The sequence below is a fragment of the Mycobacterium sp. SMC-8 genome (genome assembly GCF_025263565.1).
Classification (GTDB): Bacteria; Actinomycetota; Actinomycetes; order Mycobacteriales; family Mycobacteriaceae; genus Mycobacterium.
Window position 1 is genome coordinate 1,072,788 of the sequence record NZ_CP079865.1, and the last position, 26,376, is coordinate 1,099,163.

The window sequence follows — 26,376 nt, forward strand, 5'->3', positions numbered from 1 at the left end:
TCGCACGCAGCGAGCCTGAATCACGCGATTTTGTGTCTGCTCGCCAGATCTCTTGACCTTAACAATGGTTGAGGTTGCAGTCTGGGTGGCATGAAACACGTACTCAGTGATCTGTGGGAAACCCGAACCGACTCACCGTTTCCCGGCCTGACCACCCACGCATACCTGTGGACGCCGGCCGGCATCCTGTTCTACTCGCCCGCGACCGACGCCGAGTTTGACGACCTCGCCGACCTCGGCGGCGTCAACGACCAGTACCTGTCGCACCGCGACGAGGCGGGCCCGATACTCGCGCGCATCGCCGAGCGCTTCGACTCGACCCTGCACGCGACGGCGGCCGACCTCCCGGACATCACCCGGCACGCTCACGTCGACGTGCCGGTGAAGGGCCGCTACGTCGATTACAACGGCATCGAGATCATCCCGACCCCTGGCCACTCCCCCGGCAGCGTCTGCTATCTGGTGCCGGGCGCACAGGGCCGGTATCTGTTCACCGGGGACACCTTGTTCCGCGGCACCGACGGCGGCTGGCACGCGGGCTACATCGAGGGCTTCCATCAACCGGAAGACGCAGGCACCATCGCCGATAGTCTGCGCGTACTGGCCGACATCCTGCCGGACTTCGTGATCTCCAGTGCGTTCCAGGGAGATTCAGCGGTACACCGCATCGATCCCGGCTCGTGGCGTGGACACATCGCCCACGCGATCGCGAGCCTGCCTACCGCTGCGCGTACATAGCGACCAGGCCGCGCGCCACCGCGAACCGCGGCCCGTGCACACCGTCGATGTCGGCGCGCCCCACCACGATCCGGGCGCCGCGCAATGCCTCCCCGACCGTGCGCATCAGCTCGTCGTCAAGCGCACCGCCGCCGGCCAGCACCAGCGCGACCGGCGGCTCGTCGAACGCGGTGAGGCACCGGGCGATGTTCGCCGCCACGGTCTCCTGCTTGATCGCCAACCGCAGGCTGCGCCACTCCTCGGCGGCCAACCGGTTCGAGAACGGCACCAGACCCGCACTGCCGCGCGTGCACAGCCGGCCGATCGCATCCGCGGATGCCGGGGAGTCCAGGAAGACGCGACGCCCGTCCTCCTCATGCGCGACGTGCGGCCCCTCGACCCGGACCGCGGGCGTGCGTTTGACGGTCTCGGCCAGCGCCCGCGGGATACCCAGCACCCGCGCCACCGCGACGGTGATCGACTCACCTGCGCCCGCGGCGACCACCGTCGCGCCACCGGCGATGAGATCCACTGTGCCACCGCCGATGTCACACACCATCGATCCGGGTGGGAGTCCCGGCGTGGTACGGGCACCCCATGCCGCGGCCTCCGGCTCGGAGCCCAGGGTGCGCGCGGGTCGTCCGGTCAGTTCGCTCAGGGTGGCGGCGGCGTCACCGGCCTCCTCGGCTGCCAACAGCGCGACCACGGTGCCCTGGGCGTCGGCGACACCCCTGCGAAGCCACGCACCGTTGTCGATCGTCGCCAGATCGGTGAAGAACGCGTCGTGTACGGCCAGCCCGTCCGCCGCGGTCGGCACCGACCGCAACCGGACCGCGCGCACGCGCCCCGGCGCCGAGCGCCGCAGCACCGCGTGCGCCTGTCCGGGCGTGTACCGCACCGGCGCTCCGTCGACGAGGATGTCGACGTAGTCGTCGTCGGCGGCGGGCGGAGACGGCTCCTCGGTCCGCGCGGTGACGGCGATGGCCGCGGAATCGGCCAGCTCGCGGCAGAATTCGGCGATCTCCACCAGCCCCGCGGTGGGCAGCCGGAGTGCGGCCGACAGCGCGATGGGGTCGGCGAACGCACGGTAGGCGCTGCCTTCCCCGACCACCTCCACCGCCACCAGCGCACCCGGCGCCAGACCGGCGACATCGGCCTCGTCGACGACGGGCACATCCACCGGGATCCGGTTGCGGATCAACACCGCGTCGTCCTGGGCAACCACCACGCCGACCACCTGCCACCCGCGTTCCACCGCCGCGGTGATCTCGCGGGCGGCCACCTCGAAATCGGTGGCGTCGTCGACGGAGATCACCACCGGTCCGGGGATCGGCGCGGCATCCAGCGCGTACAACGGAACATGCTGCCCGACAGCGTGTCCCGAGCCCGCCGGGGTCGACGCGTCCGGGTGGCGCAGACTGCGGACCGGGGCCGACGGTGAATATGCCGGCGGTATCGGCGCGGTCGCGGTGTCGACCGGACGCAGCGCCGCCAGCAGCAGTTCGTCCGCGCAGTGACCGGAGTCGACCTCGACCCGGTGCAACAACGCCGCGGCCCCGCGCAGCGACTCGGCACTGCCCTTGCGGCCCCTCGTGGGGGCCTGCCCGTGCGCGACGGTCGTGACGGCGCCGTCATGCACCTGCGCGAGCAGGATCTCGGTGGTGTGATTGCCGACGTCGATGCCGGCGACCGTGCGCACCGCCCGTGTGGTCAACGCAGGAGGCCGCGGCGGGCATAGACGGCGGCGGCTTGCTCCACCAGCGCGGCGCACCGCGGCGCACCGCGCGCGATCAGCGACGTGCGCAGCTCGTCGAGTTCGGCGGCCGTCGACCGGTGCGGGCGCAGCGCCTCGTACAGCGCCATCACCTGCTCATCATCGACGGTCGCGAGTTCGGCTGCGCGGCGGAAGTTCTCGGCCAGCTGCGGGTTACCGCCAGCTTCGGCGACGGCGGCCTGGTGGGCGAGCACGGCCGGATCCATCCGCAGATCACCGAGGCCCAGCTTGCCGTCCACCGCGTTCTGGACGGTGATGTCTTCGCGGCCCGCCGCGGTCATCTCGCTCATGGTGTTTCAACCTTCACGGTGACGGGTGGCAGGCCGGGCTCGCAGGCTTCTCGCTCCAGGGCGACGAGGGCGACGGCTCTGGCGTGGTAGCGCGCCGAAATGGACTCGTCGGTGCCACCGGTGAAGATCGGCACGGGTGCCATGCCCTTGGCGTGGCGTGCGGCGTTCCTGCCGAGTTCGCGGTACATCTTCGCCGTCAACAGCGGTGCGACGCTGAACAGCTCCAGGTTGGCCAGCGGCGCCAGGTCACGGCGGTGGATCAACGCGGTGCCCTTGCCCTGCAAGCCGATTCCGATTCCCGAACCGGACAGCCGCGCCGCGGTCAGCCCGATCAGCCCGGCGTCGATGGTGGAGCGGACCCGCACCGTGCGGGCGATGCAGCCCTCCTCCTCCAGGCCCGCCGAGATCTGACGCAGCACCTCCCCGATCGGCAGTCCGCACAGTGTGAGCCAGACGCTGCGCCCCCAGGCCGGCGACAGTCCGATGCAGACCTCGCGGGGGTCGCTGCCCTGCTGGGCCGGCTCGACGTCGGTGACGACGAGGTGTCCGCGATGGTGCTCCTGGTCGGCGGTCAACTCGGCGCTGCTGCGCGCCTGCCGGACCGCGTCGATCTCGGCCCGGCGTTCGTCGCTCGGCGCGTACCCCGTGGCCGGACCCCGGTAGTCGTTGGGGTCGGTCAGCTTGGACAGCACCCGGAACTTCTCGTCGAAGATCGCCGAGGTCTGCAGCTGGTCACCGCACAGCCGCTCCCGGGTCAACGTCGTGATCGCCTCGGCCTCGTCGGTGAAGCCGGTGCGGTGCAGCGAGGCGATGACATCGAAGACCGTCAGCTGCCTCGCCTCGATCGACGCCGCCGCCTCGGCCACCATCTTCGGGTGCCCGGCGGGCAGGTCACGGGATCCGTTGGCGGCCACCACTTCCTCGACACGGTCGTCGTCGTAATCCGCGAGTCCCAGGTCGCGGTACACCGCCTGCACGGCCTGCGCCGCCCGTCGGCGCACCGTAAAGAGATGCTCCGGGGACACGGTGCGCAGCCCACCGTCGGCACCCCAGTCCCGCTGCAGCACCAGGAAGTCGTCCATGTCGTCGGAGTTGAAGTTCGACAACGCGAACGCGTTGTCGTAGCGCGGGATCGAGCCGAACCCGGAGAAGATGAAATCCGCTCCGGCAAGGAGCACCGGCAATGTGTGCGCGCTGCGGCGGATGTCGGACTCGGAGATCAGGTTGTCGTTGCCTGCGCACGACTCCAGATCGCGCATCATCACCATCAGGTTCTCGGCGAGCAGTTCTTTCATGCCCTCGGGCACCGAGGCCACCACGCCGACCCCGTCGATGCCGCCGTTCTGCACGCCCTGCGATCCGAGCGCGCGCGCCAGCGACACGCACCGCGACTCCAGGTACAGGATCGAGCACATCTGCGCCGCGCCCATCAGCACCTCGGCGCCGCCCCCGCTGGTGACCCGCATCTTCAGGCCACGCGACGCGTAGGCCGAGGTGAGAATCGCCTTGCTGAACGGGGTGTCGTCACCGTCGACGAACACCTGCTCGGTGCCGTAGATCGAAATGGTCTCGGCGTAGGACGTCAGACCGCGTAGGCCCAGCCGCAATTCGAGTGCTTCCTCGATCGAGCACTGCGCCATCGCCCCGGGCGTGCCGACCTGCGACCCGATGAGCAGCGCGACGGCGTTGGACGGCGCATCGCCGAGCACCGGCACCGTCGTCTCCACCTCACGGAAGCCGTAGGCGACCGCACTGGCCGCGTCGGCGGCGATCAGCAGCGGGTCGTCGAGCTGGTTGGTGACGTGCGCCTGGTTGCTCGGCGTGCGACGGGCCCGCATCTTGGCCATCGCCATCTGCATCTCCACCGGCGACAGCAGGGCGACGACGCGGGCGAGCTTGGCGGGGGTGGTGCCGCCGATCAGCCGCACCACCTCCGCCCTCGGCACGTTGATGTCGACCACCATGCGCGCCAGCGTCTCGTCATCGAGAGCCATGGCCTCTTCGGCGACCGTGAGGTCGATGCCGTAGCGGGCGATGAACTCGTCGATGACGTCGAACTCGACGACGTCTTTGGCGTCGAGTTCGACTACCTCACCCCCACGAATCTTCAGCGAGGGTGAGGGGTCATGTGGGCTGCTCATCGCAATCAGCCCGAGTGCGGCGTCCGGGACGCTGAACCCGTCGAGGTTGACAGGTTTCGAGTCCAGAACCCGGAACCTGCCCAACTCGTCAGCCACTGAAGAACCCTTTCTAGTCGCGAACTTCGCTGTCGTCGTAGACGATCCGGCCGATCAGCTCGTAGCGCCGCTTGTCCTTGAACTTGAAGTACAGCGCCATGGCCGCACCGAACACGAACACCCCGATCACGATCCATGGTGTCAGCTTGAACAGCAAGGTGCCCGACGCCGCGCCCGCCGCGGATTCCTTGTGCTCCCACAGCAGATACACCACGTAGAGCATGCCGATGCCGCCGGTCAGCGGGGCCAGGAACGTCTTGAACCAGTGCGCGCTGGACGGGTGGTTCTTGTGGAAGTGGAAGTAGGCCACCACCGAGAACGCGCACAGCGACTGCACGATCAGGATCGCCATCGTGCCGAGGATCGCCAGCAGTGTGTACATGTGGATGTAGGGATCCATGCCGGCGAAGAAGAACGCCAGCACCAGCACCAGCGCGATGCCGCTCTGGACGAACGACGCTATGTAGGGCGACCCGTGCGTCTTGTGCGTCGCGCCAAGCGTTTTCTGCAGCCCGCTCGACAGGCCCTCCCGGCCCAGGGCGTACAGGTAGCGCGACGCGCAGTTGTGGAACGCCATGCCGCACGCGAACGATCCCGTCACCAGCAGGATGTTGAACAGGGTGATGGCCCACTCGCCGTAGGTGTCGCGGACCGGGGCGAAGAAGATCTCCGACGAGGTGTCGGCGCTCTGCGCCAGCTCGACGGCCTGCTGGGGTCCGGTGCCGGCGATCGCCATCCAGGACACGAAGACGTAGAAGATGCCGACACCGAGCACGGCGATCATGGTGGCGCGCGGGATGATTCGCTTGGGGTCCTTGGACTCCTCGCCGTACATCGCCGTCGACTCGAAACCGACCCATGACCAGAACGCGAAGAACAGACCGAGGCCGGCGCTGGCGCCGGCGATCGCCGCGGGCTGGAATGCCCCGACCGGGTTGAGAGTCTCGGCGATCGCGAAGCCGTCGGGCCCGCCGCCCTTGACGGCCACCGCAATGGCACCGAGGGCCAGCATGAAGATCTCGGTGATCAGGAAGACGCCGAGAACCTTGGCGGTCAGGTTCACGTCGAAGTAGGTCAGGATGCAGTTCAGCACCAGCATCAGCAGCGCCGGCACCAGCCAGTGGATGGTGATGCCGAGCTGCGAAGACAGGAAGTTCTGGAAGAAGAACGCGAAGATGCCGATCAGCGACGCCTCGAACACGATGTAGGCCAGCGTGATGATCAGACCGCTGGCCATACCCATCACGCGACCGAGGCCGTGGGAGATGAAGCCGTAGAACGCGCCGGTCGCGGTGATGTGCTTGGCCATCGTGGCGTACCCGATCGCGAACAGGCCCAGCACGATGGTGGCCACCAGATAGCCGGCCGGGGCGTGCGAACCATTTCCGAAGCCGACGGCGATCGGGACGTTGCCGACCATCGCGGTGATCGGCGCGGCGGTCGCGACCGCCATGAAGATGACGCCGAAGGTGCCGACGGCGTTGCGTTTGAGCCGTTGGACCGAGTCTGTGGTGGTTGTTTCACGGGGAACGACGTCTTCTGTCATAAGCAGAGACCTTCCAGGGCGAAGGGCGGAAAGCAGTTCAGGTCGCGTTCTGGCATCACTGTGGTCTAGACCACAATGCCGAACCTCAGACATATTGGCACTACCAATTCAGCTGTGCAACCCCTGGGAACGCCGTGTTGACATAAATGGTCGGACCGTTTAGTTTTTGGTCACACCCCCGGCCGACCGCACGACAGGGAGTCCCGTGTACGACTACGGCACGTTCTCGTTCGATTCCAAAGCCCAGGTGCTGGAACGTGCCAAGGAGTTCTGGAACCCGGACAAAACCAAATTCTGGACCGACACCGGCGTCGACCTGGTGATCGACCGCCGGCAGGACTACTTCCTGTGGGACATGAGCGGCCGTCGCCTGATCGACATGCACCTCAACGGTGGCACCTACAACCTCGGGCACCGCAATCCCGAAGTGATGCAGGCGATCACCGACGGCATGCAGCACTTCGACGTCGGCAACCACCATTTCCCTTCGGTGGCGCGAACGGCGTTGGCGCAGAAGCTGATCGAATCCGCGCCGGCTTCCCTGAGTAAGGTGGCGTTCGGGTCCGGCGGCGGTGAGGCCATCGACATCGCGCTCAAGAGCGCCCGGCACGCCACCCAGCGCCGCAAGATCGTCTCGATCGTGAAGGCCTACCACGGCCACACCGGTCTCGCGGTTGCCACCGGTGATGACCGATTCGCCAAACTGTTCCTCGCCGACCGGCCCGACGAGTTCGTCCAGGTCCCGTTCGGTGACACCGACGCGATGGAACAGGCGCTGCGCGGACGCGACGTCGCCGCGGTGATCATGGAAACCATCCCGGCCACCTACGGATTTCCGTTGCCGCCCCTCGGCTATCTGGAAGCGGTCAAGCAGCTGTGCGAACGCTACGACGCGCTCTACATCGCCGACGAGGTGCAGACGGGGCTGATGCGCACCGGTGAGATGTGGGGCATCACCAAGCACGGCATCGAGCCGGACATCATGGTCAGCGGGAAGGGCCTCTCGGGCGGGATGTACCCGATCACCGCGGCCCTGCTCAGTGACCGCGCCGCGCAATGGCTCGAACAGGACGGCTTCGGGCACATCTCCACCTTTGGCGGCGCCGAGCTCGGTTGCGTCGCCGCGCTGAAGACCCTGGAGATCACCAGCCGGCCCGAGGTGCGCTCCTCGGTGCACTACATCGCCGACATCTTCGCCCAGGGCCTGACCCGCATCCAGGCCGACCACCCGGACTGGTTCGTCGGTATCCGGCAGAACGGCGTGGTGATCGGGCTGGAATTCGACCACCCCGAGGGCGCCAAGTTCGTGATGCGCGAGCTGTACCAGAACGGGGTGTGGGCGATCTTCTCCACGCTGGATCCCCGTGTCCTGCAATTCAAACCGGGCCTGCTGCTCAACCGTGACCTCTGTGAGGACGTCCTCGACCGCACCGAGGTCGCCATCGGACGGGCGAAGCTGGCCGCGACCGGACGGAGGAAGCCGTGACCGGTGCACATCCAGTACCCCACGCAGGTCAACTACTCGAGCGGGCGCACTTCGCCGCGGCCGCCTACGCCGACTACGACCAGGCGTCGGTGGCGCGGATCGTCGACGCGGTCGCCGAAGCCGGCTACCGCAATGCCGAACGCTTCGCCGCGGCCGCTGTCGCCGAGACCCAGATGGGTGTTGTCGACGACAAGGTGGTCAAGAACCGGGCCTGCTCGCGGGGCCTCGTCGAGTTCTACCGGGACCAGGATTACGTGACGCCGCGGGTGGACACTGCCCGCAAGATCGTCGAGATCCCCCGGCCTGCGGGCGTGGTCCTGGCTCTGACCCCGACGACCAATCCCGTTGCGACCGTGTACTTCAAAGTGATCCTGGCGTTGATGACCCGCAACGCCGTGGTCGTGGCGCCGCACCCCAGAGCCAAGCAGTGCTCGGCGGACGCGGCGCGGCTGCTCGGCGAGGCGGCCGTGGCCGCCGGCGCCCCGGACGGCATCGTGCAGGTCATCGACGAACCCTCGCTGCCGCTGGTCGAGGCGCTGATGTCCGACGAGCGCACCGACGTCATCGTCGCCACCGGCGGCACCGGTGTGGTGCGCGCGGCCTACTCGTCGGGCAACCCGGCGCTCGGAGTCGGCCCCGGCAACGTCCCGGTGCTCGTCGACGCGACCGCCGACCTCGAGGCGGCCGCGCGGCGCATCGTCGACAGCAAGGCCTTCGACAATTCGGTGCTGTGCACCAATGAGTCGGTGCTGATCGTCGAGGACGCCGTGGCCGGCAGGCTCAGCACCGCGCTGACGCGGCACGGTGCGCACATTCTCGATCCGGATGCGGCGATCCGGTTGCGCGAGTACATGTTCCCCGACGGCGCACTGAACACCGAGGTCGTCGGCCGGGACGCCGCGTGGATCGCCGAGCGGATCGGGCTGCGCGTCACCCCCAAGACCCGGGTCCTGATCGCGCCGTTCACCGACGTCATCGGCGAAGAGGTGCTCACCCACGAGAAGCTCTGCCCGGTGCTCGGCATGACCACGGTCGCCGACGCGCGGCGCGGCATCCGCGCCGCCCGCGCAGTGGTCCGCATCGCCGGTGCCGGTCATTCGGCTGCCATCCACAGCGAGGACCCCGCCGTCATCACCGAATTCGCCGCCCAGGTACCGGTGCTGCGGGTTTCGGTCAACGTCGGCAACAGCACCGGCAGCTCCGGGCTGGAGACCAACCTCGCGCCGTCGATGACGATCGGCACCGGCTTCGTCGGGCGCAGCTCCATCGGGGAGAACCTGCAGCCCGAGAATCTGCTGAACTGGGCCCGGATCGCCTACAACGCCGACGCCGGGGTGTCGATGCCCAACTTCGCCGGGTTGTCGCCGTGGCGCTCACCGGCCGGGCCGGTGCCGGCGTATCCCCGTGCCTCCAACGACCCGTCCGCCGCCGCCGCGCCCGTGGCACCCGTCAGCCGGCCCGCCCCCCGCCGCGCCGCCGATCCCGGCATCGAGGCGCTGCGCGCCGAGCTTCGCGCGCTGGTGGCCGAAGAACTCGCACAACTGATCAAGAGGTGACCCGTGGCTGAACTGCGTTCGTTCATCTTCATCGACCGGCTTCAGCCGCAGACGATGTCGTATCTGGGCACCTGGATCAAGGGTGCGCTGCCGCGCGCCGGTGTCGCCGCGCAGATCATCGAGGTGGCGCCGGGCCTGGACATCGAGGGCGTCACCGACGTCGCCCTCAAGCACGCCGAGGTGCAGGCCGGGGTGCTGGTGGTGGAGCGGCAGTTCGGCTACCTGGAGTTCCACGGTGACACCGCCAACGTCGAAGCCGCCGCCGACGCCGCACTGGCCGAGCTGGGACGCGATGCCGCCTCCGCGACGCCGCCACAGATCCTGGCCTCCCGGATCATCTCCAGCATCGACCAGCAGCACGCATTCCTGATCAACCGCAACAAGATCGGGTCGATGGTGCTGGCCGGCGAGACTCTCTACGTGCTGGAAGTGTCCCCCGCGTCATACGCGATCCTGGCCACCAACGAGGCCGAGAAGGCCGCCGACGTGAAGGTCGTGGACTTCCGGATGATCGGCGCGACCGGCCGGGTGTACCTGTCGGGCAGCGAATCCGACGTCCGCCAGGCCGCGGCCGCGGCCGAAGAGGCCCTCGCGCGGAGTGTGCGGTGAGCATCGACCGCGACGTGCTGCGGCAGCTGGTCCGCGAGGTGATCCGCGAAACCGTCGGTGACCTCACGGCGGCCCGGCCCGCGAACGTGCGGACTCCCGCACCGGCAGCCCCGCCTCCCCCGGCAGCCCCGGCGCCCGACGGCCCCGTGGCCACCGGACCGCTGGCCGCCGACGAACGCTCGCGCGTCGACACCGTGCGCATCACCAACGACCGCGACCTCGATGTGTTCGTACGAAACCTGCTGCGGCTGTTCGAGAATCCGAAGACCCGCGCCGACCTGCGGCACGGCCGGCTGTCCTTCCGGCTGGCAGGCACCGACCGCCACGGCCCGGGCAGCACCAAACGCATCGAGCGCGGCGCGGTCACCGAACGCCAGATCTCCGACATCGCCGCTTCCGGCGCATCCCTGGTCCTCGGCCCCCGGGCCGTGCTGACCCCGCTGGCCCGCGAGCGCGCCCGCGCACTGGGCGTGACGATCCACAAGGAGCGAACATGATCAGTGGCACGGTCATCGGGCAGGTCTGGTCGACCCGCCGCATCGACGGCATCCCCGCCGGCGCTTTCCTGGAAGTCGAGGTCGACGGCTCCGGGTCGCGGCTGATCGCGTTCGACGTGCTCGGCAGCGGAGTCGGCGAGCACGTGCTGGTCACCCAGGGCTCGGTGGCGGCGAGTTGGTTCACCGGCACCCCGCCTCCGGTCGACGCACTGATCATCGGCTCCATCGATCCCACCGGCTAGCCATCCCGGTTACCGGCCCCAACGTCAGATAACCCGACACAAAGGAGAAACACCATGGCCAGCAACGCGATCGGAATGATCGAGACCAAGGGTTACGTCGCCGCACTCGCGGCTGCCGACGCGATGGTCAAGGCGGCCAACGTGACGATCACCGACCGCCAGCAGGTCGGCGACGGCCTGGTGGCCGTCATCGTCACCGGAGAGGTCGGCGCCGTCAAGGCGGCCACCGAGGCCGGCGCCGAATCCGCCTCGCAGGTTGGCGAACTCGTCAGCGTGCACGTGATCCCGCGCCCGCACAGCGAACTGGGTGCGCACTTCTCCGTCGCCGCGCAGTAGTCTGCTGAAGATGGTCGTAACGGACGCACCGACGCGGACCGACATCCGCGTCTACCTCCTCGTCGAGGATCTGCAGCAGCAGTTCGCCGCCTACCTCGGCACCCCGACCCGAGCGCGCGGCTACCCGCCGTACGCCGGTGAGCACGCGCTCATCGTCGAGGTGTCGCCGGCGCTGGCGATCGAGCGGGTCATCGACCTCGCGCTGCGGGAGGTGCCCGGCATCCAACCCGGAATCCTGTACGTGGAACGACAGTTCGGCGTGCTGGAGATCCATTCGAGCGACCTCGACGACGTGCGGCGTGCCGGTGAGGCCATCCTGACCGGGACCCAGAGCTCGGCCACCGATCAGCTCCGTCCGCGGGTGCTCTACCACGACGTCATCGAGGACATCACCGATCAGCACGCGGTGATCCTCAACCGCAACCGGCAGGCGTCGATGGTGCTGCCCGGCCAGTCTCTGCTGGTGTACGAGATGACACCGGCGCTGTTCGCGGCGGTTGCGGCCAACGAGGCGGAGCGGGCCGCGCCCGGTCTGACGCTGGTCGACGTGCAGATGATCGGTGCGGCAGGCAGGCTCTACATCAGTGGCAGCACCAAGGATGTCGTCGTGGCGCGCGACCGCATCACCGAGGTGCTGGGAGGGATCGAAGGGCGTGACCATTGAGCTCAGACTTCACTGACGACCAGGCCGTCGCCGAGAAGGCTCTGGAGGCGTTCGACCTGCCTGCGGGCTCGGCGCTGCGGCTGCTCAACCTGTCCGAGAACGCGACCTACGCGGTCGAGGAGCCCGGCAGCGGGCACCGGTCCATCCTGCGGGTGCACCGGCAGGACTACCACCGCGTCGACCAGATCGAGTCGGAGCTGATGTGGCTGGACGCGCTGCACCGTGACAGCGACGTCACCGTGCCGAAGGTGATCCCGGCCCGGGACGGACGCCGCGTGGTGGCTGTCGAGCACGAGGGCACCGAACGGCACGTCGTCCATTTCGAGATGGTGCCGGGTGCCGAACCGGACGAGAACACCGTGAGTTCCACCGACTTTTACACCCTCGGCTGCATCACCGCCGCGCTTCACTACCATGCCCGCCGCTGGCAGCGACCGGCCGGGTTCAGCCGATTCTCCTGGGACTGGGAACACAGTCTCGGCGGGACGCCCCGCTGGGGACGCTGGCGTGACGCGATCGGCGTCGGGGACCACGAGGCCGAGGTGCTGAGCCGGGCCGAGACGCTGTTGCACCGCCGGCTCACCGAATACGGCAGCGGGCCCGACACGTTCGGTTTGGTGCATGCCGACCTGAGGTTGGCCAACCTGCTGGTCGACGGTGAGACGATCACCGTGATCGACTTCGACGACTGCGGATTCGGTTGGTATTTCTATGATTTCGGCACAGCCGTGTCGTTCTTCGAGGACCATCCGTCCGTTCCCGAATGGCAGCACGCCTGGGTCAACGGGTACCGCAGCCGCGGGACGATGAGCGAGGCCGACGAGGACATGCTGGCGTCGTTCATCCTGCTGCGACGCCTGTTGTTGCTGGCCTGGATGGGCACCCACAGCCACTCCAAGGAGTCCCAGGCCATCTCCGTGACCTACGCCGCGGGCAGCTGCAAGCTCGCTGAGCAGTACCTGACCTCTGACGGTCACCGGCTTTTCTGATCCTCGTTCCGAAAGGGCTTATCGCTATGTTCAATTCGCTGCAGGGCCGGTCGGCCATCGTCACCGGCGGAAGCAAGGGCATCGGGCGAGGCATCGCCGAGACATTCGCCAAGGCCGGCGTCAACGTCGTCATCACCGGGCGCACTCAGGCCGACATCGACAGCTCCGTCGCCGACCTGACCGGGCTGGCCGGCACCGTGACCGGGGTGGCCGCCGACGTGACCAGCCCCGAGGACTGCCGCCGTGTCGTCGCGGCCGCGGTGGAACGCAACGGCGGCCTGGACATCGTGTGCGCCAACGCCGGAATCTTCCCGTCCGGCCGCCTGCAGGACCTCACCCCCGAGGACATCGAGCAGGTCATCGGCGTGAACTTCAAGGGGACCGTCTACATCGTGCAGGCGGCACTGGATGCGCTGACCGCCAGCGGCCACGGCCGGGTGATCATCACCTCGTCGATCACCGGCCCGGTCACCGGCTTCCCCGGCTGGTCCCATTACGGCGCGAGCAAGGCCGCGCAGCTGGGCTTCCTGCGCACCGCCGCGATCGAGCTGGCGCCCAAGAAGATCACCGTCAACGCGGTACTGCCGGGCAACATCATCACCGAGGGCCTGATCGACATGGGCCAGACCTACATGGACCAGATGGCCGCGTCGGTGCCGGCCGGCAAGCTCGGCGAGGTCGCCGACATCGGTAACGCCGCACTGTTCTTCGCCACCGACGAGGCCTCCTACATCACGGGGCAGTCGCTGGTGGTCGACGGTGGCCAGATTCTGCCCGAATCACCGGAGGCACTCGCCGACCTTTGACGGCCGATGGCCTACATTTGGTCTTACCAATTCAGTGGCGTGAGGAGGTCCGGTGCCGACCCAAACCGAAGATCTGCGGCGCCGGATCGTGGCTGACATCAACGCCGGGGTGCCGGGCACCAAGCTCGGCAGTGAGCGCGAGCTCGCCGAACGCTACCGCACCAGCCGCTCCAGCCTGCGCCAGGTGCTGGCCGCGCTGGAGGAGGCCGGTCTCGTCGACCGGGTGATCGGCCGCTCCGGCGGCATCTTCATCAGCCACGCGCAGGTACAGCGCAGCCTGACCGACGTCGTCGGCGTTCCGGCGTTCCTGGCCAGCCAAGGCTATGTCGCGGGCACCCGGGTGCTGTCGACGAAGATCGCCGCACCCGACGCCGTCACCCAGCAGGCACTGGGTATCGGCGCCGACGACTTCGTCATCGAGATTCAGCGGCTGCGACTGGCCGACGGTTCACCGATCTCGCTGGAGCTGGCCCAGTTTCCGGCCGAGACCTTCCCGGGTCTGCTGGAGCAGCAGCTCGGCGGCTCGCTCTACGAGATCCTGGAAAGCGAGTACGGACTGGTCACCGCACGCGCCGACGAGCGCATCGAGGCGGTCAACGCGACGCCCGAGGAAGCCAACCTGCTCGGCATCAAGCCGAAGTCGGCGCTGCTGCTGATCACCCGGATCACCTACGACCAGCACGACACCCCGTGCGAGTTCTCCCGGGACCTGTTCCGCGGGGACCGCACCCGGCTCGCGGTGACCGCACAGGGGCACGGCGTGGGGGGCGCACCGTCGGTGGCCGCCGCCTCGGTCACCCTGCAGAGTCAGGCGGTCTGAGCTTCGCGAAACCGCCGTCACGGTAGTGGTTCGCGTGCCGCGACTACCGTGGTGGCGGTTTCGCGAGGCAGAGTAGGGCCCGTGACCAGCACCCCCGGCGCAGGCAGGTTCGCGCCGAGCCCGTCGGCGGACCTGCACATCGGCAACCTCCGCACCGCCGTGCTGGCGTGCCTGTTCGCCCGGTCGACCGGGCGGCGGTTCCTGATGCGCGTCGAGGACCTCGACGACCGCACCCACACCGACATCGCCGACCGCCAGCTCGCCGACCTCGCCGCGATCGGCATCACCTGGGACGGACCGGCCACCCGACAGACCGAGCACGCCGCACGCTACGACGCCGTCGTCGACTCGCTGAAAGAGCGCGGACTGCTCTTCGAATGTTATTGCAGCAGAAGAGACATCGCGCAGGCCCCGCGCGCGCCGCACGCTCCCGAGGGCGCTTACCCCGGTACCTGCCGCCACCTCACCGATGCCGAACGTGAACACCGGCGGCAGCAGACCGGCCGACCACCCGCCCTGCGGCTGTGCACCGACGTCACGTCCTTCACCGTCCACGACGTGTTGCACGGTGACTACACCGGCCTGGTCGACGACTTCGTCGTGCGGCGCGGCGACGGGGTCACGGCCTACAACCTGGCCGTTGTCGTCGACGATGCGGCATCCGGGATCGACCAGGTGGTGCGCGGCGACGACCTGCTGGCGTCGTCACCGCGCCAGGCGTACCTGGCACGGCTGCTCGGCCACCCGGAACCGGTGTACGCCCACGTACCTCTGGTGCTCAACGCCGACGGGGCCCGGCTGGCCAAACGCGACGGCGCGGTGACGCTGGCCGAGATCGGCGTCGACGTCGCGCTCGCGCAGATCGCCGACTCCCTCGGATACTCGGCGCGCACCGTCGACGGCATGCTCGACGAGTTCGACCCGCAACGGTTGCCGCGCGCACCGTGGGTATACCGGCCGGGGTGAGCAGAACCCTTCAGCTGACGCGGCCGGGTTGCTACGGTCCGGCGATGCGCTCCACACAGAAGCTGCTGCTGGCGGCGCTGGCCGCGGTCGCCGTGCTGCTGGCGGCGTGCGGCTCGTCCGGTTCCGGGAACCCGGTGGAATCCAGCGGCGTGCTGCGGGTCGGCACCGAAGGGGTGTACGCCCCGTTCAGCTATCACGATCCGGTCACCGGCCAGCTCACCGGCTACGACGTCGACGTCGCCCGCGCGGTCGCCGAGAAGCTGGGCGTGAACGTCGAATTCGTCGAGACGCCCTGGGATTCGATGTTCGCCGCGCTGGAGGCCGGCAGGTTCGACGTCGTCGCCAACCAGGTGACGATCACCCCGGAGCGTGAGCAGAAGTACGACATGTCCGAGCCGTACTCGATCGGCGAGGGTGTTATCGTCACCCGCGCCGACGACGACTCGATCACCTCGCTGGCCGACCTGTCAGGCAAGCGGGCCGCGCAGAGCATCACCAGCAACTGGGCCCAGGTGGCCCGCGATGCCGGCGCGCAGATCGAAGCGGTGGAGGGACTGACCCAGGCGATGGCCCTGCTCAGCCAGGGCCGGGTCGACGTGGTGGTCAACGACAGCCTGTCCATCTACGCCTATCTCGCCGAGACCAACGACACCTCGGTCAAGATCGCCGCCACCACGGGCGAGAAGAGCGAACAGGGGTTCGCCGCGCGCAAGAACAGCGGCCTGCTGCCGGACCTCAACCGCGCGATCGAGGAGCTCAAGGCCGACGGCACACTGGCCGAGATCTCCCAGAAGTACCTGAAAACCAATGCCTCCGGCGGTCCGGACGCACCCCAGGCGCAACCCCGCTCGACGCTGCAGCTCGTGCTGGACAACCTGTGGCCGCTGGCCAGGGCCGCGCTGACGATGACGATCCCGCTGACGATCATCAGCTTCGCCATCGGTCTGGTGATCGCGCTCGCGGTCGCGCTCGCCCGACTGTCCCCGAATGCACTGCTGTCCAACGCGGCCCGGTTCTACATCTCGGTGATCCGCGGAACGCCGCTGCTGGTGCAGCTGTTCATCGTGTTCTTCGCACTGCCCGAATTCGGCGTCCGCATCGACCCGTTCCCGGCGGCGGTGATCGCGTTCAGCCTCAATGTCGGCGGGTACGCGGCCGAGATCATCCGCTCGGCGATCCTGAGCATCCCGAAGGGCCAGTGGGAAGCGGCTGAGACGATCGGCCTGAACTATGTGGACACGCTGCGGCGGATCATCCTGCCGCAGGCCACCCGGGTCGCCGTGCCACCGCTGTCGAACACATTGATCTCGTTGGTCAAGGACACGTCCCTCGCCTCGACCATCCTGGTCACCGAACTGCTGCGCCAGGCACAGATCATCGCCGCCCCCACGTTCGAGTTCTTCGCGCTGTACGGCACGGCCGCGGTCTACTACTGGTTGATCTGCCTGGTGCTCTCGTTCGGGCAGGCGCGGTTCGAGCACCGACTGGAAAGGTACGTGGCGAAATGACGACCGAGAACACGATCGTCGCGCGGGACGTGCGGAAGTCCTTCGGCGCACTGGAAGTCCTCAAAGGGGTGTCGTTCACGGTGCCGCGCGGGACGGCCACCGCGATCATCGGCCCGTCCGGTTCGGGCAAGACCACGTTGCTGCGCACCCTCAACGCGCTCGACGTCGCCGACTCGGGGGTGATCAGGGTCGGCGACACCGAGATCGACTTCGCCGAGCCGGCGCCCCGGGACCAGCTGCGCCGTTACCGTGCGCAGAGCGGCTTCGTGTTCCAGTCGCACAACCTGTTCCCCCACAAGACCGTGCTGCAGAACGTCACCGAGGGCCCGATCGTCGCGCAGAAGCGGCCCCGCGACGAGGTCGAGGCCGAAGCCGTCGAACTGCTCGACCAGGTGGGGCTGAAGGATAAACGCGACCAGTACCCCTTCCAGCTGTCGGGCGGCCAGCAGCAGCGCGTCGGCATCGCCCGGGCGGTGGCCCTGAAGCCGAAGGTGGTGCTGTTCGACGAGCCGACGTCGGCGCTGGACCCCGAACTCGTCGGTGAAGTCCTCGGCGTCATCAAGGAGCTCGCGGTCGAGGGCTGGACGCTGGTGGTCGTGACCCACGAGATCCAGTTCGCGCGCCAGGTCTCCAATCAGGTGCTGTTCACCGACGGCGGCGTGATCCTGGAGCAGGGGCCGCCCGCGGCGGTGATCGGTGACCCGAAAGAGGAACGAACGCGGCAGTTCCTGCAGCGCATCCTGAACCCGCTGTGAGGTCTCCCGTGAGACAGTGTCGGGCATGGCACGCCATGAGGCCGACGTCGTCATCGTCGGGGCAGGGCTCTCCGGACTGATCGCCGCGCGCACCGTCCTGGGAGCAGGACTGACCCCGCTGATCCTGGAGGCCGACACCCGGGTCGGGGGCCGCATCCTCACCGAGGACCTGGCCGGGCTGCCGATCGACCTCGGGGCCCAGTGGATCGGCGACACGCACCATCGGATGTTCGCGCTCGCCGCGGAACTCGGAGTGCAGACCTATCCCCAGTACGACGACGGCGAGACGACCTACGAGCTGGCCGGCACAGGTGTGCTGCGCGGCAACGCGTTTCACGACCGGTTCGCCGGCGAGCTCGCCGAGCTGGAGAAGGTGCTGCGCACGCTCGACGAGCTGGCCGCCGAGGTGGACCCGGCCGCACCGTGGGCGGCTGCGCATGCGGCCGAGTGGGACGCCGTGACCGCGGGCGCCTGGTACGACGCGCAGGGTCTGTCCCCGGTGGCCCGCACCCTGCTGGAGATCTGCACCGTCGGGATCCTGGCCGTGCCGACCGTCGAGGTGTCGTTCCTGCATCTGCTCTTCACCATCCAGACGTGCGGGGTGACCTCGGAGCTGTTCGCCGAGTCCGAGGGCGGCGCGCAGACCACCCGGTTCGTCGGCGGCACCGCGGAGATCCCGAAGCGACTGGCGGCGATGCTGACCGCGCATCTGGTGCTCGACGCGCCGGTGCAGCTCATCGAGCACGGCGCCGACCACGTCACCGTGCACTGCCGCGGCGGACAGGTGGCGCGCGGCCGCCGGGTGATCGTCGCGGTGTCGCCGATGCTGGCCGGCCGGATCATGTACGACCCGCCGCTGTCGGGCTACCGCGACCAGTTGACCCAGCGGATGCCCAACTCGTCGGCGATGAAGGCGTTTTTCGTGTACGACGAGCCGTTCTGGCGCGCCGACGGGCTCAACGGCCAGCTCATCTCCGACGTCGGTCCGGCCCGGATGTCCAACGACACCTGCATCGAGGGAGACGACCGCGGGGTGATCCTGCTGTTCCTCGAAGGGGAGCAGGCCCGCACCCACGGGCACTGGTCAGTGGAGGAGCGACGCGCGGCACTGACCGCCGAACTGGTGCGCCATTTCGGTTCTCGCGCAGCCCGTCCCGACCATTACATCGACGGCGAGTGGGCGGACCGGCAGTGGACGCGCGGCTGCTACAACGCCAACTGCGGGCCCCTGGTGTGGACCACCTACGGACCGGCGCTGACCGCGCCCATCGGCGCGATCCACTGGGCTTCCACCGACACCGCCACCGAGTGGAGCGCGTACATGGAGGGCGCGGTCGAAGCAGGCGAACGCGCGGCCGCGGAGGTCATCGCGGCGCTGACGGAATAGCCTCTACGCCAACGCGATCGAAAGTGCGGACATGCCCCGCAGTGTGACGTTCGGCTTGTAGACCGGTTCCTCGGCCAGCGCCGAGTCCGGGAAGCGCGACGTCAGCGCAGTCAAGGCGACGGTGGCTTCCAACCGGGCCAGCGGCGCGCCGATGCAGAAATGCGGGCCCTTGCCGAATCCGAGATGGCGGATCACCGGCCGGTCGGGATCGAACTCGTCGGGCCGCTCGACGAAGTCCGGGTCGCGGTGCGCGGCCGCGGTCAACAGCAACATGTTGTCGCCCTTGGGGATCGTGACATCCCCTGCAATATTTCCCTCGTCGCTTCGCTCGCCCCGAATCGTCATGTCGTCTCCGGCGATCCGGCCCACCAGCTGCACCGGCGGGTCGTAGCGCAGCGTCTCCTCGATGACGGCACCGGCGCGTCCCGGATCGGCGGCCAACCCCGCCCACTGCCCGTCGGTACGCAGCAGCGCCAGGATCGCGTTGGCGATCAGGTTGACCGTCGTCTCGTGTCCGGCCACCAGCAGCAGGTTGCAGGTGGCGACGATCTCGTCCTCGGTCAGCTGATCTCCGGACTCCTCGACGTGGATCAACCCCGACATCAGGTCCTCGCCCGGGTCACGGCGCCGCCGGGAAATGAGCTGGCGCAGGTAATCCCGCAGCCAGCGGCCCGCCCGCATGCGTTCCTCGAAGCCGTCACCGGCCGCGCCGGTCACCGTGATGAACGGATCCAGCGACTGCGCGAGCAGCGCCGAGGCCGCGCTGAACTCCGGCTCGTCCTCCAGCGGGACGCCGAGCAGCCGGCAGATCACTGCAACCGGAAGCGGGTAGGCCAGACCGGCAATCGCGTCGAACGGGGCCGAGGTCGGGTCCGCGTCGCCGAGCAACCCGTCGACGAGGGCCACGATTTCGGGTTCGAGTGCCCTGACCACCTTCGGCACGAACGCCTTGCTCACCAGCCGGCGCAGTCGGGTGTGGTCGGGCGGGTCGAGGAACAGGAACCCGGGCGGGCCGAACGGCCGCGCCTCGGCGCCGTCGGCGATGGCGCGCTGCGCGACGGTGGACTTCAGCCGGTCGCTCGCCGAATCCGGGTGACGCAACACCTCGTCACAGTCGGCGTAGGACGAGAACACCGTGAGGTTGTTGTCCGGCAGCTGTATCGGGCCGTGCGCGCGGATCTGGTCATAGACGGGATACGGGTCGGCGCGGCGGTCCGGTGCGAGCATCTGCAGCAGCAGCGACTGCGGCTCCGCGGCGGTCGTCATGCACTTATTGTGCACACGTTCAAAAGGATGCAGGTCAGGCTGCGCGAGCGTGGGCCCTATGTACGCGGATCGGCGGATTTGCGTGCACAGGGCCCACGTTCGTGAGGCCCACGTGCGTCAGGTCTTCGCGTAGTAGCGGCCGAGGACGTGTTCACGCAGATCGTCGAACCGGCCCTCGGGGATCGAGGCCCGAATCTGGTCGACCAGCCGGATGATGAACCGTTCGTTGTGGATCGTGCACAGCGTCGCGGACAGGATCTCCTTGGCCTTGAACAGGTGGTGCAGGTATGCGCGGGTGTAGTGCGCGCAGGTGTAGCAGTCGCAGTCGGCGTCGATCGGAGTGAAGTCGCGCCGGTACCGGGAACCCGTGATGTTGAAGCGGCCCTCGGCCGAGTAGACCGCGGCGTTGCGGGCCACCCGTGACGGGGACACACAGTCGAACGTGTCGGCGCCGGCCTCCACCGCCGCGAACAGGTCATCGGGCTCGCTGATCCCGAGGAGGTGGCGCGGTTTGTCGGCGGGCAGTTCGCTGCTGACCCATCCCACGATCGTCGCGAGGTTCTGCTTCTCCAGCGCTCCCCCGATGCCGTATCCGTCAAAGCCCCGGCTGTCCTCATCGACGATCTGCGCCAGCCCGCGCGCGGCCTGGCGCCGCAGGTCCTCGTACTGCGCGCCCTGCACCACACCGAACAGCGCCTGGGCCGGCTTGTGCGCACGCACCTGCGAGAGCCGGCGGTGTTCGGCCAGGCAGCGCACCGCCCACTCGTGGGTGCGTTGCACCGAGCGCTCCTGGTACTCCCGGGTGTTGACCAGTGTGGTCAGTTCGTCGAACGCGAAGATGATGTCGGCGCCGAGCTGATGCTGGATGCCGATCGACACCTCCGGGGTGAATCGATGTGTCGACCCGTTCAGATGCGAGCGGAACGTCACACCGTCGTCGTCGACGTGCGCCAGCCGCTCCTTGCCCTCGGCGATGATGTCGTCGGCCTGCAGCCGCTCGGTGTCCATCGCGAGCACCTTCTTGAAGCCCACCCCCAGCGACATCACCTGGAAGCCGCCACTGTCGGTGAACGTCGGCCCCGGCCAGTTCATGAACGCGCCGAGTCCGCCGGCCTCGTCGACCACATCGGGGCCCGGCTGCAGGTACAGATGATAGGCATTGGCCAGGACGGCCTGAGCACCAAGATCTTTCATTGTTTCCGGCAGGACGGCCTTGACGGTGGCCTGGGTGCCGACCGCGATGAACGCCGGCGTCTGGATGTCACCGTGGGGGGTTCGGATGGTGCCGGTGCGGCCGAGCCGGCCGGGGAGTTCCGCGTTCACCGAAAAGAAGGGATCGGGGGAAAAGGGGCCGCTCACGCCGTAGATTCTGCACTGTGCCCACACGCAGGTGTCTCGGCGCCGCCGTCGGCGTGACCTTTCTGGCCGTGCCGGCGCTGGCAGGCTGCTCGTCGTCACCGCCCGAATACCAGCCGGAACCCGGGACGCTGGTCGCCGGCACGGCACAGGTGACGATCAACGGCCAGGACGCCGGAACCACCGACGCCGTGCAGTGTGACCCGGCCGGGACGCTGCTGCTCATGAACACCGGCGACCCGGACGACCCGGAGGCTCCCGGCATCTCGGCGATGATCTCCAGCAAGGACGAACTGGTGGTCCGCGAGGTCGGGATCCGCGACCTCGGCGGCTTCACCGGCAGCTACAACCAGGGCCTGGGCGGCGAGGCGTCGGTCGGCATGACCGGGCGCACCTATGAGATCTCGGGCACCGCCGAGGGCTTCGAGACCAGCAATCCCAGCTTCCGTGCTTCAGGAAACTTTCGGATAAAGATCGCTTGTTGAGTTGACTTTTGTGTTCATACTGCTCGTGATGATCCGCCGCTCGGCGAATCACATGACACAAAGGAGAACCGTGTTGAAGCGCGAAATCCTCGTTGCCGTGGGCGGCGCAGCGATCGTCATGGCCGGTGTGTCGGGCTGCGGATCGGACAAGTCGGAGACCTCGGGCGAGACATCGCAGGCGGCGGCCGCCGAAGGCAAGAGCACCGTCACCATCGACGGCACCGACCAGGAAGTCCAGGGCACGGTCGTGTGCTCGGACATGGGCGGCAACACCAACATCGCGATCGGGGATGCGACCACGGGCATCGGCGCGGTGGTCAGCACCGGCGACGAACCCGCGGTGGTCTCGGTCGGTCTGGGCAACGTCAACGGCGTCACCCTCGGCTACCAGAGCGGCGCCGGCCAGGGCGAGGCCAAGGCGGAGAAGGACGGCAACACCTACAAGATCTCCGGCACGGCCACCGGTGTGGACATGGCCAACCCGATGCAGCCGGTGAACAAGCCGTTCGAGATCGAGGTGACCTGCCCGTAGGTCAGACCCCGGTGTAGCCGGCGGCCGACTGCCGCAACTGCCAGATCTGTGCGGGGCAGAGCTCGTTGACGGCCTGGTTGATCAGGTAACCCGCTTGGTAGTAGTCCGTGGTGTGGAAGTCGGCTTTCACCTGGTTCACGAGTTCGGCGTAGCCCATCTTGGCCGCGACGCGGTCACAGATGGTCTGCCCGTACCCGATCGCTGCCTCGGCGTTGGGGAAGTTGTAGCCCGGCCGGACGTGCACATTGACCAGATAGGCGACGACGTCGGCGCCGGCGGCCGGCGCCGAGAGCAGCGCGGCGGATGACAGCAGACCCGCCGACAGCACCCCGACCAGCGATTTCATGGGCATGAGCTTACGCGTCTTCACCTGCGGCGGTGGCAATGCCGGCAAAGCCCGCCCGCGGCGCACGCACCCCTTTTAGGGTGTAGCCATGAAGCTGTTGGCCGCGGTGGCAATCGCCGGTGGTGTTCTCGCCGCACCGTTGACGTTGTCGGTCGCCGGAACCGCTTCGGCGACGCCGAGCACCTGCGACGGCGCCGGCTGTGTCCCGTTCGTGGATCCCGACGCGCGACTCGGTGAGCGCTGTATGCAGAAGACGCGCTACAACTTCGGAGTCGACGCGTCGGGCAACACGTTGGCCTGCAACTCGAAGAGCCTGTGGGTGTCCTCCCCGCCGCTGGTCGGCGTGCGCACCCTGCGTTCGGTGTGCGGGGACGCCACCGGGGTGGCGCAGAGTCCCGACGGCGTACCCCTCAGGTGCGACGGCGGTGCCTGGACGGCCGACTACTGGACGATGTTCTACGGCTGACGGGTACCTGGGACCAGCAGCAGGATCGGCGTCGTGACCAATCGCATACAGAAGCTGCTCGGCGTCGAGTTCCCCGTCGTGCAGGCCCCGATGACCTACATCGCCCGCGCGGAGCTGGCGGCCGCGGTGTCCGAGGGCGGCGGTCTGGGGATGATCGAGACGCTCACCCCTGAGGGTCGCGAAGACCTGCGGCGCGTCCGGGACCTCACCGACCGCCCGGTCGCCGCGAACCTGATGATCCAGGGCTGGAAGCGGGATCCGTCCATCGTCGAGGTGCTCGTCGCCGCCGGGGTGCGGCACGTGTTCACCTCCGCCGGTGACCCGGCCCTGTTCACCGACCGCCTGCACGACGCCGGGATGACCGTGGTGCACGTGGTCGGATCGCTCAAAGGCGCGCTCAAGGCCGCCGAGGCGAGGGTCGACGCTCTGGTCGTCGAAGGTGTCGAGGGCGGCGGCTTCAAGTCGGCGCTGGGGGCGTCGACGATGGTGCTGCTGCCGCTGATCTCCGAACGGGTGCAGCTGCCGCTGATCTGCGCCGGCGGTGTGTGCGACGCACGCTCCGGCGCGGCCGCGGTGGTACTCGGCGCCGAGGGGGTGCAGATGGGCACCCGCATGCTGGCCAGCGTCGAGGCCGCGGTGCACACCAACTTCAAGGACGCGATCGTCGCGGCCGACGACTCCGGGACGGTGCTGCTCGACGTTCCCGGCAATCCGACGATGCGGGTGCTGCGCACCGGTCTGGCCGCCCGCATCGACGAGCACCCGGCCGACGCACGGCTTCTCGGCCGCATCACCGACCTGTATTTCGGCGGCGACCTGGAGGCCAGCGTCGCCAACACCGGGCAGGTGTCGTCGCGGATCACCGGGCTGGCGCCGGCGGCCGAGATCGTGCGGCGCACCTGGGCCGACATCGAATGGGTGCTGGACGGGGCCCGCGCGAGACTCGGTTGAGGGGGCTCGAGACCGGGCACACTCGTCGGTATGGATGGCGATTACGACGAACCCGGACCCGACGACACGCTGAGCCCGAGCGAATCGCTGGACTCCGACGAGGTGCGCAACGACGACGGTGACATCGTCGTCGATCCGCCCGACCGGTGGATCGAGGCCGAGGTCGACGAAACCCTCGACGAGAAACTGGCCGCCGAGGTTCCCGACGTGTGGCCCGAAGGTACGACGGCGACCTCGGCGCAGGACCGGCCGGCCCGGCGCACCGCCGGCCAGATCGACGGAACCCCCGAAGACGGGGACTCGTTCTTCACCGTCGTCGACGACGACGAGAGACGGCGGGTGCCCGGCGACGAGGAGGCCGATCGCATCATCGAGGACTGACGTGGTGTCATGACCCCGAAAAGAATCCTCTGCTATGGCGATTCGCTGACCTGGGGGTGGGTGCCCGTTGCCGACGGAATGCCCACCGAACGGTACCCGCGGGACACGCGCTGGACCGGGGTGCTGGCCGACCGGTTGGGCGCCGGCGTCGAGGTGATCGAAGAGGGTCTGTCGGCGCGCACCACCAACGCAGACGATCCGACCGACCCACGCCTCAACGGTGCGAAGTACCTGCCGTCCTGCCTGGCCGGTCATCTCCCGTTGGACCTGGTGATTTTGATGCTGGGCACCAACGACACCAAGGCGTATTTCCACCGCACTCCACTCGACATCGCCCTGGGTATGTCGGTGCTGGTGACCCAGGTTCTCACCAGCGCCGGCGGGGTCGGCACCGGCTATCCGGCGCCCAAGGTGCTGGTGGTGGCGCCACCAGCGCTGGCGCTGACCCCGCACCCGTGGTTTCAGCTGATCTTCGAGGGCAGCCAGGAGAAATCCGCCCAGCTGGCCAAGGTGTACCGCGCGATGGCGTCATTCGTGAAAGTGCCGTTCTTCGATGCCGGTTCGGTGATCTCGACCGACGGGGAAGACGGCGTCCATTTCACCGAGCAGAACAATCTGACGCTCGGTGAGGCGCTGCACGAGCAGGTCGTCAGGCTCGTATGACGACGGGGCCGAGGGCTTCGTAGCGGCGCGCCTCGTCGGCTCCGAGTTCCCGGCCGGTCACGATCGCCTCGAAATCGCCGATCCGGGCGAATCGGCAGAAGCTGCTCTCGCCGAACTTCGAGTGCGCCGCGACCAGGACGGGTCGGCGGGACACCTGCACCGCGGTCCCCTTCACCGCGGCGACCGCCGGGTCAGGGGTGGTCAGCCCGTGTTCCGGCGAAATACCGTTGGTGCCAAGGTAAGCCACATCGATGACCAGACTGCCGAGCATGTCGACCGCCCAGTGATCGACGGTGGCCAGCGTCCGCCCCCGCATCCGGCCGCCGAGCAGCAACACCGTGACGCTGCGGCTGTGTGCGAGCGCCTCGGCGGCCAGCAGCGATGACGTCACCACGGTCAGCTCTTGTTCGGCCAGCCGTTCGGCGATCAGCCGCGGCGTGAAACCCTCGTCGAGATACACGGTTTCGGCACCGTGCAGCAGTTCGGTCGCCGCCGCCGCGATCCGGTGCTTCTGGGCCAGGTCGACCTGGCTGCGGTACTCGACACCGGATTCGAACGCGGCCGTCTCCAACGGCACCGCCCCGCCGTGCACCCGCTTGAGCAGGCGGCGGCCCGCCAGAACCTTCAGATCGCGGCGGATCGTCTCGCTCGCGACGTCCAGTTCGTCGGCGAGCGAGGCGACGTCGACCCTCCCACGGGTGCGGGCGAATTCGACGATCCGGCTCTGGCGGGTCTCGGAATCCAC

At 68.4% G+C, this 26,376-nt stretch carries 29 protein-coding genes; 21 read left to right on the top strand and 8 right to left on the bottom strand.

Features of this window, described 5'->3' with window-relative positions; translation table 11 throughout:
• Positions 1-90 precede the first annotated feature (90 nt).
• Positions 91-738: an MBL fold metallo-hydrolase gene (locus KXD97_RS05290; protein WP_260755730.1), complete on the top strand. Its 648-nt coding sequence runs from the start codon at positions 91-93 to the stop codon at positions 736-738.
• Here the strand turns inward: KXD97_RS05290 and KXD97_RS05295 are convergent.
• From KXD97_RS05295 to KXD97_RS05310, 4 genes are read right to left on the bottom strand one after another with little or no spacing between them, the layout of a single operon-like run.
• Positions 719-2,431 carry a diol dehydratase reactivase ATPase-like domain-containing protein gene (locus KXD97_RS05295; protein WP_260755731.1) on the bottom strand — a complete coding sequence of 571 codons (1,713 nt, stop codon included), beginning with the start codon at positions 2,429-2,431 and terminating at the stop codon, positions 719-721. The two genes, KXD97_RS05290 and KXD97_RS05295, sit on opposite strands and share 20 nt — an antisense overlap.
• Positions 2,428-2,781 (bottom strand): diol dehydratase small subunit, encoded by a 354-nt coding sequence (locus tag KXD97_RS05300; RefSeq protein WP_260755732.1) that lies wholly within the window; start codon positions 2,779-2,781, stop codon positions 2,428-2,430. Before KXD97_RS05300 ends, KXD97_RS05295 begins: the two co-directional genes overlap by 4 nt.
• The gene (locus KXD97_RS05305) at positions 2,778-5,018 is read right to left on the bottom strand and encodes a propanediol/glycerol family dehydratase large subunit (protein ID WP_260755733.1); all 2,241 of its coding nucleotides are present in this window, start codon (positions 5,016-5,018) and stop codon (positions 2,778-2,780) included. Before KXD97_RS05305 ends, KXD97_RS05300 begins: the two co-directional genes overlap by 4 nt.
• 13 nt (positions 5,019-5,031) lie before the next feature.
• The gene (locus KXD97_RS05310; RefSeq protein ID WP_260755734.1) at positions 5,032-6,564 is read right to left on the bottom strand and encodes an APC family permease; all 1,533 of its coding nucleotides are present in this window, start codon (positions 6,562-6,564) and stop codon (positions 5,032-5,034) included.
• Positions 6,565-6,769: 205 nt separating this feature from the next.
• Here KXD97_RS05310 and KXD97_RS05315 point away from each other — a divergent pair, with 205 nt between their 5' ends.
• From KXD97_RS05315 to KXD97_RS05380, 14 genes are all read left to right on the top strand, one after another.
• On the top strand, positions 6,770-8,050 hold the full coding sequence (locus KXD97_RS05315) for an aspartate aminotransferase family protein (protein WP_260755735.1): 1,281 nt from the start codon (positions 6,770-6,772) through the stop codon (positions 8,048-8,050).
• Positions 8,047-9,606: an aldehyde dehydrogenase family protein gene (locus tag KXD97_RS05320; RefSeq protein ID WP_260755736.1), complete on the top strand. Its 1,560-nt coding sequence runs from the start codon at positions 8,047-8,049 to the stop codon at positions 9,604-9,606. The genes KXD97_RS05315 and KXD97_RS05320 overlap by 4 nt, the downstream gene beginning before the upstream one ends.
• A 3-nt stretch (positions 9,607-9,609) precedes the next feature.
• The gene (locus KXD97_RS05325; RefSeq protein WP_260755737.1) at positions 9,610-10,215 is read left to right on the top strand and encodes a BMC domain-containing protein; all 606 of its coding nucleotides are present in this window, start codon (positions 9,610-9,612) and stop codon (positions 10,213-10,215) included.
• Positions 10,212-10,712 (top strand): hypothetical protein, encoded by a 501-nt coding sequence (locus KXD97_RS05330; RefSeq protein ID WP_260755738.1) that lies wholly within the window; start codon positions 10,212-10,214, stop codon positions 10,710-10,712. The genes KXD97_RS05325 and KXD97_RS05330 overlap by 4 nt, the downstream gene beginning before the upstream one ends.
• Positions 10,709-10,954, top strand: a complete 246-nt coding sequence (locus KXD97_RS05335; RefSeq protein ID WP_260755739.1) for a EutN/CcmL family microcompartment protein — start codon at positions 10,709-10,711, stop codon at positions 10,952-10,954. The genes KXD97_RS05330 and KXD97_RS05335 overlap by 4 nt, the downstream gene beginning before the upstream one ends.
• 54 nt (positions 10,955-11,008) lie before the next feature.
• Positions 11,009-11,290, top strand: a complete 282-nt coding sequence (locus KXD97_RS05340; protein WP_011782687.1) for a BMC domain-containing protein — start codon at positions 11,009-11,011, stop codon at positions 11,288-11,290.
• Positions 11,291-11,300: 10 nt separating this feature from the next.
• Entirely contained in the window at positions 11,301-11,954 is a 654-nt protein-coding gene (locus KXD97_RS05345; RefSeq protein ID WP_260755741.1) for a microcompartment protein, read from the top strand.
• Positions 11,951-12,943, top strand: a complete 993-nt coding sequence (locus KXD97_RS05350; protein WP_260755742.1) for a phosphotransferase enzyme family protein — start codon at positions 11,951-11,953, stop codon at positions 12,941-12,943. The genes KXD97_RS05345 and KXD97_RS05350 overlap by 4 nt, the downstream gene beginning before the upstream one ends.
• Positions 12,944-12,969: 26 nt before the next feature.
• The gene (gene fabG, locus KXD97_RS05355) at positions 12,970-13,749 is read left to right on the top strand and encodes a 3-oxoacyl-ACP reductase FabG (RefSeq protein WP_260755743.1); all 780 of its coding nucleotides are present in this window, start codon (positions 12,970-12,972) and stop codon (positions 13,747-13,749) included.
• Positions 13,750-13,801: 52 nt separating this feature from the next.
• Positions 13,802-14,569: a GntR family transcriptional regulator gene (locus tag KXD97_RS05360; protein ID WP_260755744.1), complete on the top strand. Its 768-nt coding sequence runs from the start codon at positions 13,802-13,804 to the stop codon at positions 14,567-14,569.
• 81 nt (positions 14,570-14,650) lie between these two features.
• Entirely contained in the window at positions 14,651-15,535 is an 885-nt protein-coding gene (gene gluQRS / locus KXD97_RS05365; protein WP_260755745.1) for a tRNA glutamyl-Q(34) synthetase GluQRS, read from the top strand.
• 44 nt (positions 15,536-15,579) lie between these two features.
• Entirely contained in the window at positions 15,580-17,043 is a 1,464-nt protein-coding gene (locus KXD97_RS05370) for an ABC transporter permease subunit (protein WP_260755746.1), read from the top strand.
• On the top strand, positions 17,040-17,798 hold the full coding sequence (locus KXD97_RS05375; RefSeq protein ID WP_260755747.1) for an amino acid ABC transporter ATP-binding protein: 759 nt from the start codon (positions 17,040-17,042) through the stop codon (positions 17,796-17,798). Before KXD97_RS05370 ends, KXD97_RS05375 begins: the two co-directional genes overlap by 4 nt.
• Before the next feature lie 25 nt (positions 17,799-17,823).
• Positions 17,824-19,185, top strand: a complete 1,362-nt coding sequence (locus KXD97_RS05380; RefSeq protein WP_260755748.1) for an FAD-dependent oxidoreductase — start codon at positions 17,824-17,826, stop codon at positions 19,183-19,185.
• 3 nt (positions 19,186-19,188) lie between these two features.
• Here KXD97_RS05380 and KXD97_RS05385 read toward each other — a convergent pair whose 3' ends face one another.
• Both KXD97_RS05385 and tgt read right to left on the bottom strand, forming a co-directional pair.
• The gene (locus tag KXD97_RS05385; RefSeq protein WP_260755749.1) at positions 19,189-20,451 is read right to left on the bottom strand and encodes a cytochrome P450; all 1,263 of its coding nucleotides are present in this window, start codon (positions 20,449-20,451) and stop codon (positions 19,189-19,191) included.
• Positions 20,452-20,568: 117 nt separating this feature from the next.
• A complete protein-coding gene (gene tgt, locus KXD97_RS05390; protein ID WP_260757846.1) occupies positions 20,569-21,774 on the bottom strand; it encodes a tRNA guanosine(34) transglycosylase Tgt in 1,206 nt (401 codons plus the stop codon).
• Between the two features lie 53 nt (positions 21,775-21,827).
• Here tgt and KXD97_RS05395 point away from each other — a divergent pair, with 53 nt between their 5' ends.
• Together KXD97_RS05395 and KXD97_RS05400 are read left to right on the top strand one after the other, a co-directional pair.
• Positions 21,828-22,292, top strand: a complete 465-nt coding sequence (locus KXD97_RS05395) for a lipoprotein LpqH (RefSeq protein WP_260755750.1) — start codon at positions 21,828-21,830, stop codon at positions 22,290-22,292.
• Between the two features lie 73 nt (positions 22,293-22,365).
• Entirely contained in the window at positions 22,366-22,824 is a 459-nt protein-coding gene (locus KXD97_RS05400; RefSeq protein ID WP_260757847.1) for a lipoprotein LpqH, read from the top strand.
• A 1-nt stretch (position 22,825) separates the two neighbouring features.
• Here the strand turns inward: KXD97_RS05400 and KXD97_RS05405 are convergent, their stop codons facing one another.
• On the bottom strand, positions 22,826-23,170 hold the full coding sequence (locus KXD97_RS05405) for a DUF732 domain-containing protein (RefSeq protein ID WP_260755751.1): 345 nt from the start codon (positions 23,168-23,170) through the stop codon (positions 22,826-22,828).
• An 88-nt stretch (positions 23,171-23,258) separates the two neighbouring features.
• Between KXD97_RS05405 and KXD97_RS05410 the strand changes: the two genes are divergently transcribed.
• The 4 genes from KXD97_RS05410 to KXD97_RS05425 are packed head-to-tail and all read left to right on the top strand — an operon-like array spanning position 23,259 to position 25,631.
• Positions 23,259-23,636 carry a hypothetical protein gene (locus tag KXD97_RS05410; protein ID WP_260755752.1) on the top strand — a complete coding sequence of 126 codons (378 nt, stop codon included), beginning with the start codon at positions 23,259-23,261 and terminating at the stop codon, positions 23,634-23,636.
• A gap of 33 nt (positions 23,637-23,669) precedes the next feature.
• Complete coding sequence (locus tag KXD97_RS05415) at positions 23,670-24,587, top strand: nitronate monooxygenase family protein (protein ID WP_260755753.1); 918 nt, start codon at positions 23,670-23,672, stop codon at positions 24,585-24,587.
• 30 nt (positions 24,588-24,617) lie between these two features.
• Positions 24,618-24,968, top strand: a complete 351-nt coding sequence (locus KXD97_RS05420) for a hypothetical protein (RefSeq protein WP_260755754.1) — start codon at positions 24,618-24,620, stop codon at positions 24,966-24,968.
• 9 nt (positions 24,969-24,977) lie between these two features.
• The gene (locus tag KXD97_RS05425; RefSeq protein WP_260755755.1) at positions 24,978-25,631 is read left to right on the top strand and encodes an SGNH/GDSL hydrolase family protein; all 654 of its coding nucleotides are present in this window, start codon (positions 24,978-24,980) and stop codon (positions 25,629-25,631) included.
• Here the strand turns inward: KXD97_RS05425 and KXD97_RS05430 are convergent.
• A complete protein-coding gene (locus KXD97_RS05430; protein WP_260755756.1) occupies positions 25,618-26,376 on the bottom strand; it encodes a DeoR/GlpR family DNA-binding transcription regulator in 759 nt (252 codons plus the stop codon). The two genes, KXD97_RS05425 and KXD97_RS05430, sit on opposite strands and share 14 nt — an antisense overlap.

What these genes read in the sequence shown, in the direction of transcription:
- KXD97_RS05385 (WP_260755749.1), bottom strand. Translation starts at nt 20,451, where the DNA reads ATGACGACCGCCGCGGAGCCGCAGTCGCTGCTGCTGCAGATGCTCGCA.
- KXD97_RS05370 (WP_260755746.1), top strand. Translation starts at nt 15,580, where the DNA reads ATGCGCTCCACACAGAAGCTGCTGCTGGCGGCGCTGGCCGCGGTCGCC.
- fabG (WP_260755743.1), top strand. Translation starts at nt 12,970, where the DNA reads ATGTTCAATTCGCTGCAGGGCCGGTCGGCCATCGTCACCGGCGGAAGC.
- KXD97_RS05380 (WP_260755748.1), top strand. Translation starts at nt 17,824, where the DNA reads ATGGCACGCCATGAGGCCGACGTCGTCATCGTCGGGGCAGGGCTCTCC.
- KXD97_RS05300 (WP_260755732.1), bottom strand. Translation starts at nt 2,781, where the DNA reads ATGAGCGAGATGACCGCGGCGGGCCGCGAAGACATCACCGTCCAGAAC.
- KXD97_RS05345 (WP_260755741.1), top strand. Translation starts at nt 11,301, where the DNA reads ATGGTCGTAACGGACGCACCGACGCGGACCGACATCCGCGTCTACCTC.
- KXD97_RS05290 (WP_260755730.1), top strand. Translation starts at nt 91, where the DNA reads ATGAAACACGTACTCAGTGATCTGTGGGAAACCCGAACCGACTCACCG.
- KXD97_RS05310 (WP_260755734.1), bottom strand. Translation starts at nt 6,564, where the DNA reads ATGACAGAAGACGTCGTTCCCCGTGAAACAACCACCACAGACTCGGTC.
- KXD97_RS05425 (WP_260755755.1), top strand. Translation starts at nt 24,978, where the DNA reads ATGACCCCGAAAAGAATCCTCTGCTATGGCGATTCGCTGACCTGGGGG.
- KXD97_RS05420 (WP_260755754.1), top strand. Translation starts at nt 24,618, where the DNA reads ATGGATGGCGATTACGACGAACCCGGACCCGACGACACGCTGAGCCCG.
- KXD97_RS05410 (WP_260755752.1), top strand. Translation starts at nt 23,259, where the DNA reads ATGAAGCTGTTGGCCGCGGTGGCAATCGCCGGTGGTGTTCTCGCCGCA.
- KXD97_RS05335 (WP_260755739.1), top strand. Translation starts at nt 10,709, where the DNA reads ATGATCAGTGGCACGGTCATCGGGCAGGTCTGGTCGACCCGCCGCATC.
- KXD97_RS05405 (WP_260755751.1), bottom strand. Translation starts at nt 23,170, where the DNA reads ATGAAATCGCTGGTCGGGGTGCTGTCGGCGGGTCTGCTGTCATCCGCC.
- KXD97_RS05340 (WP_011782687.1), top strand. Translation starts at nt 11,009, where the DNA reads ATGGCCAGCAACGCGATCGGAATGATCGAGACCAAGGGTTACGTCGCC.
- KXD97_RS05375 (WP_260755747.1), top strand. Translation starts at nt 17,040, where the DNA reads ATGACGACCGAGAACACGATCGTCGCGCGGGACGTGCGGAAGTCCTTC.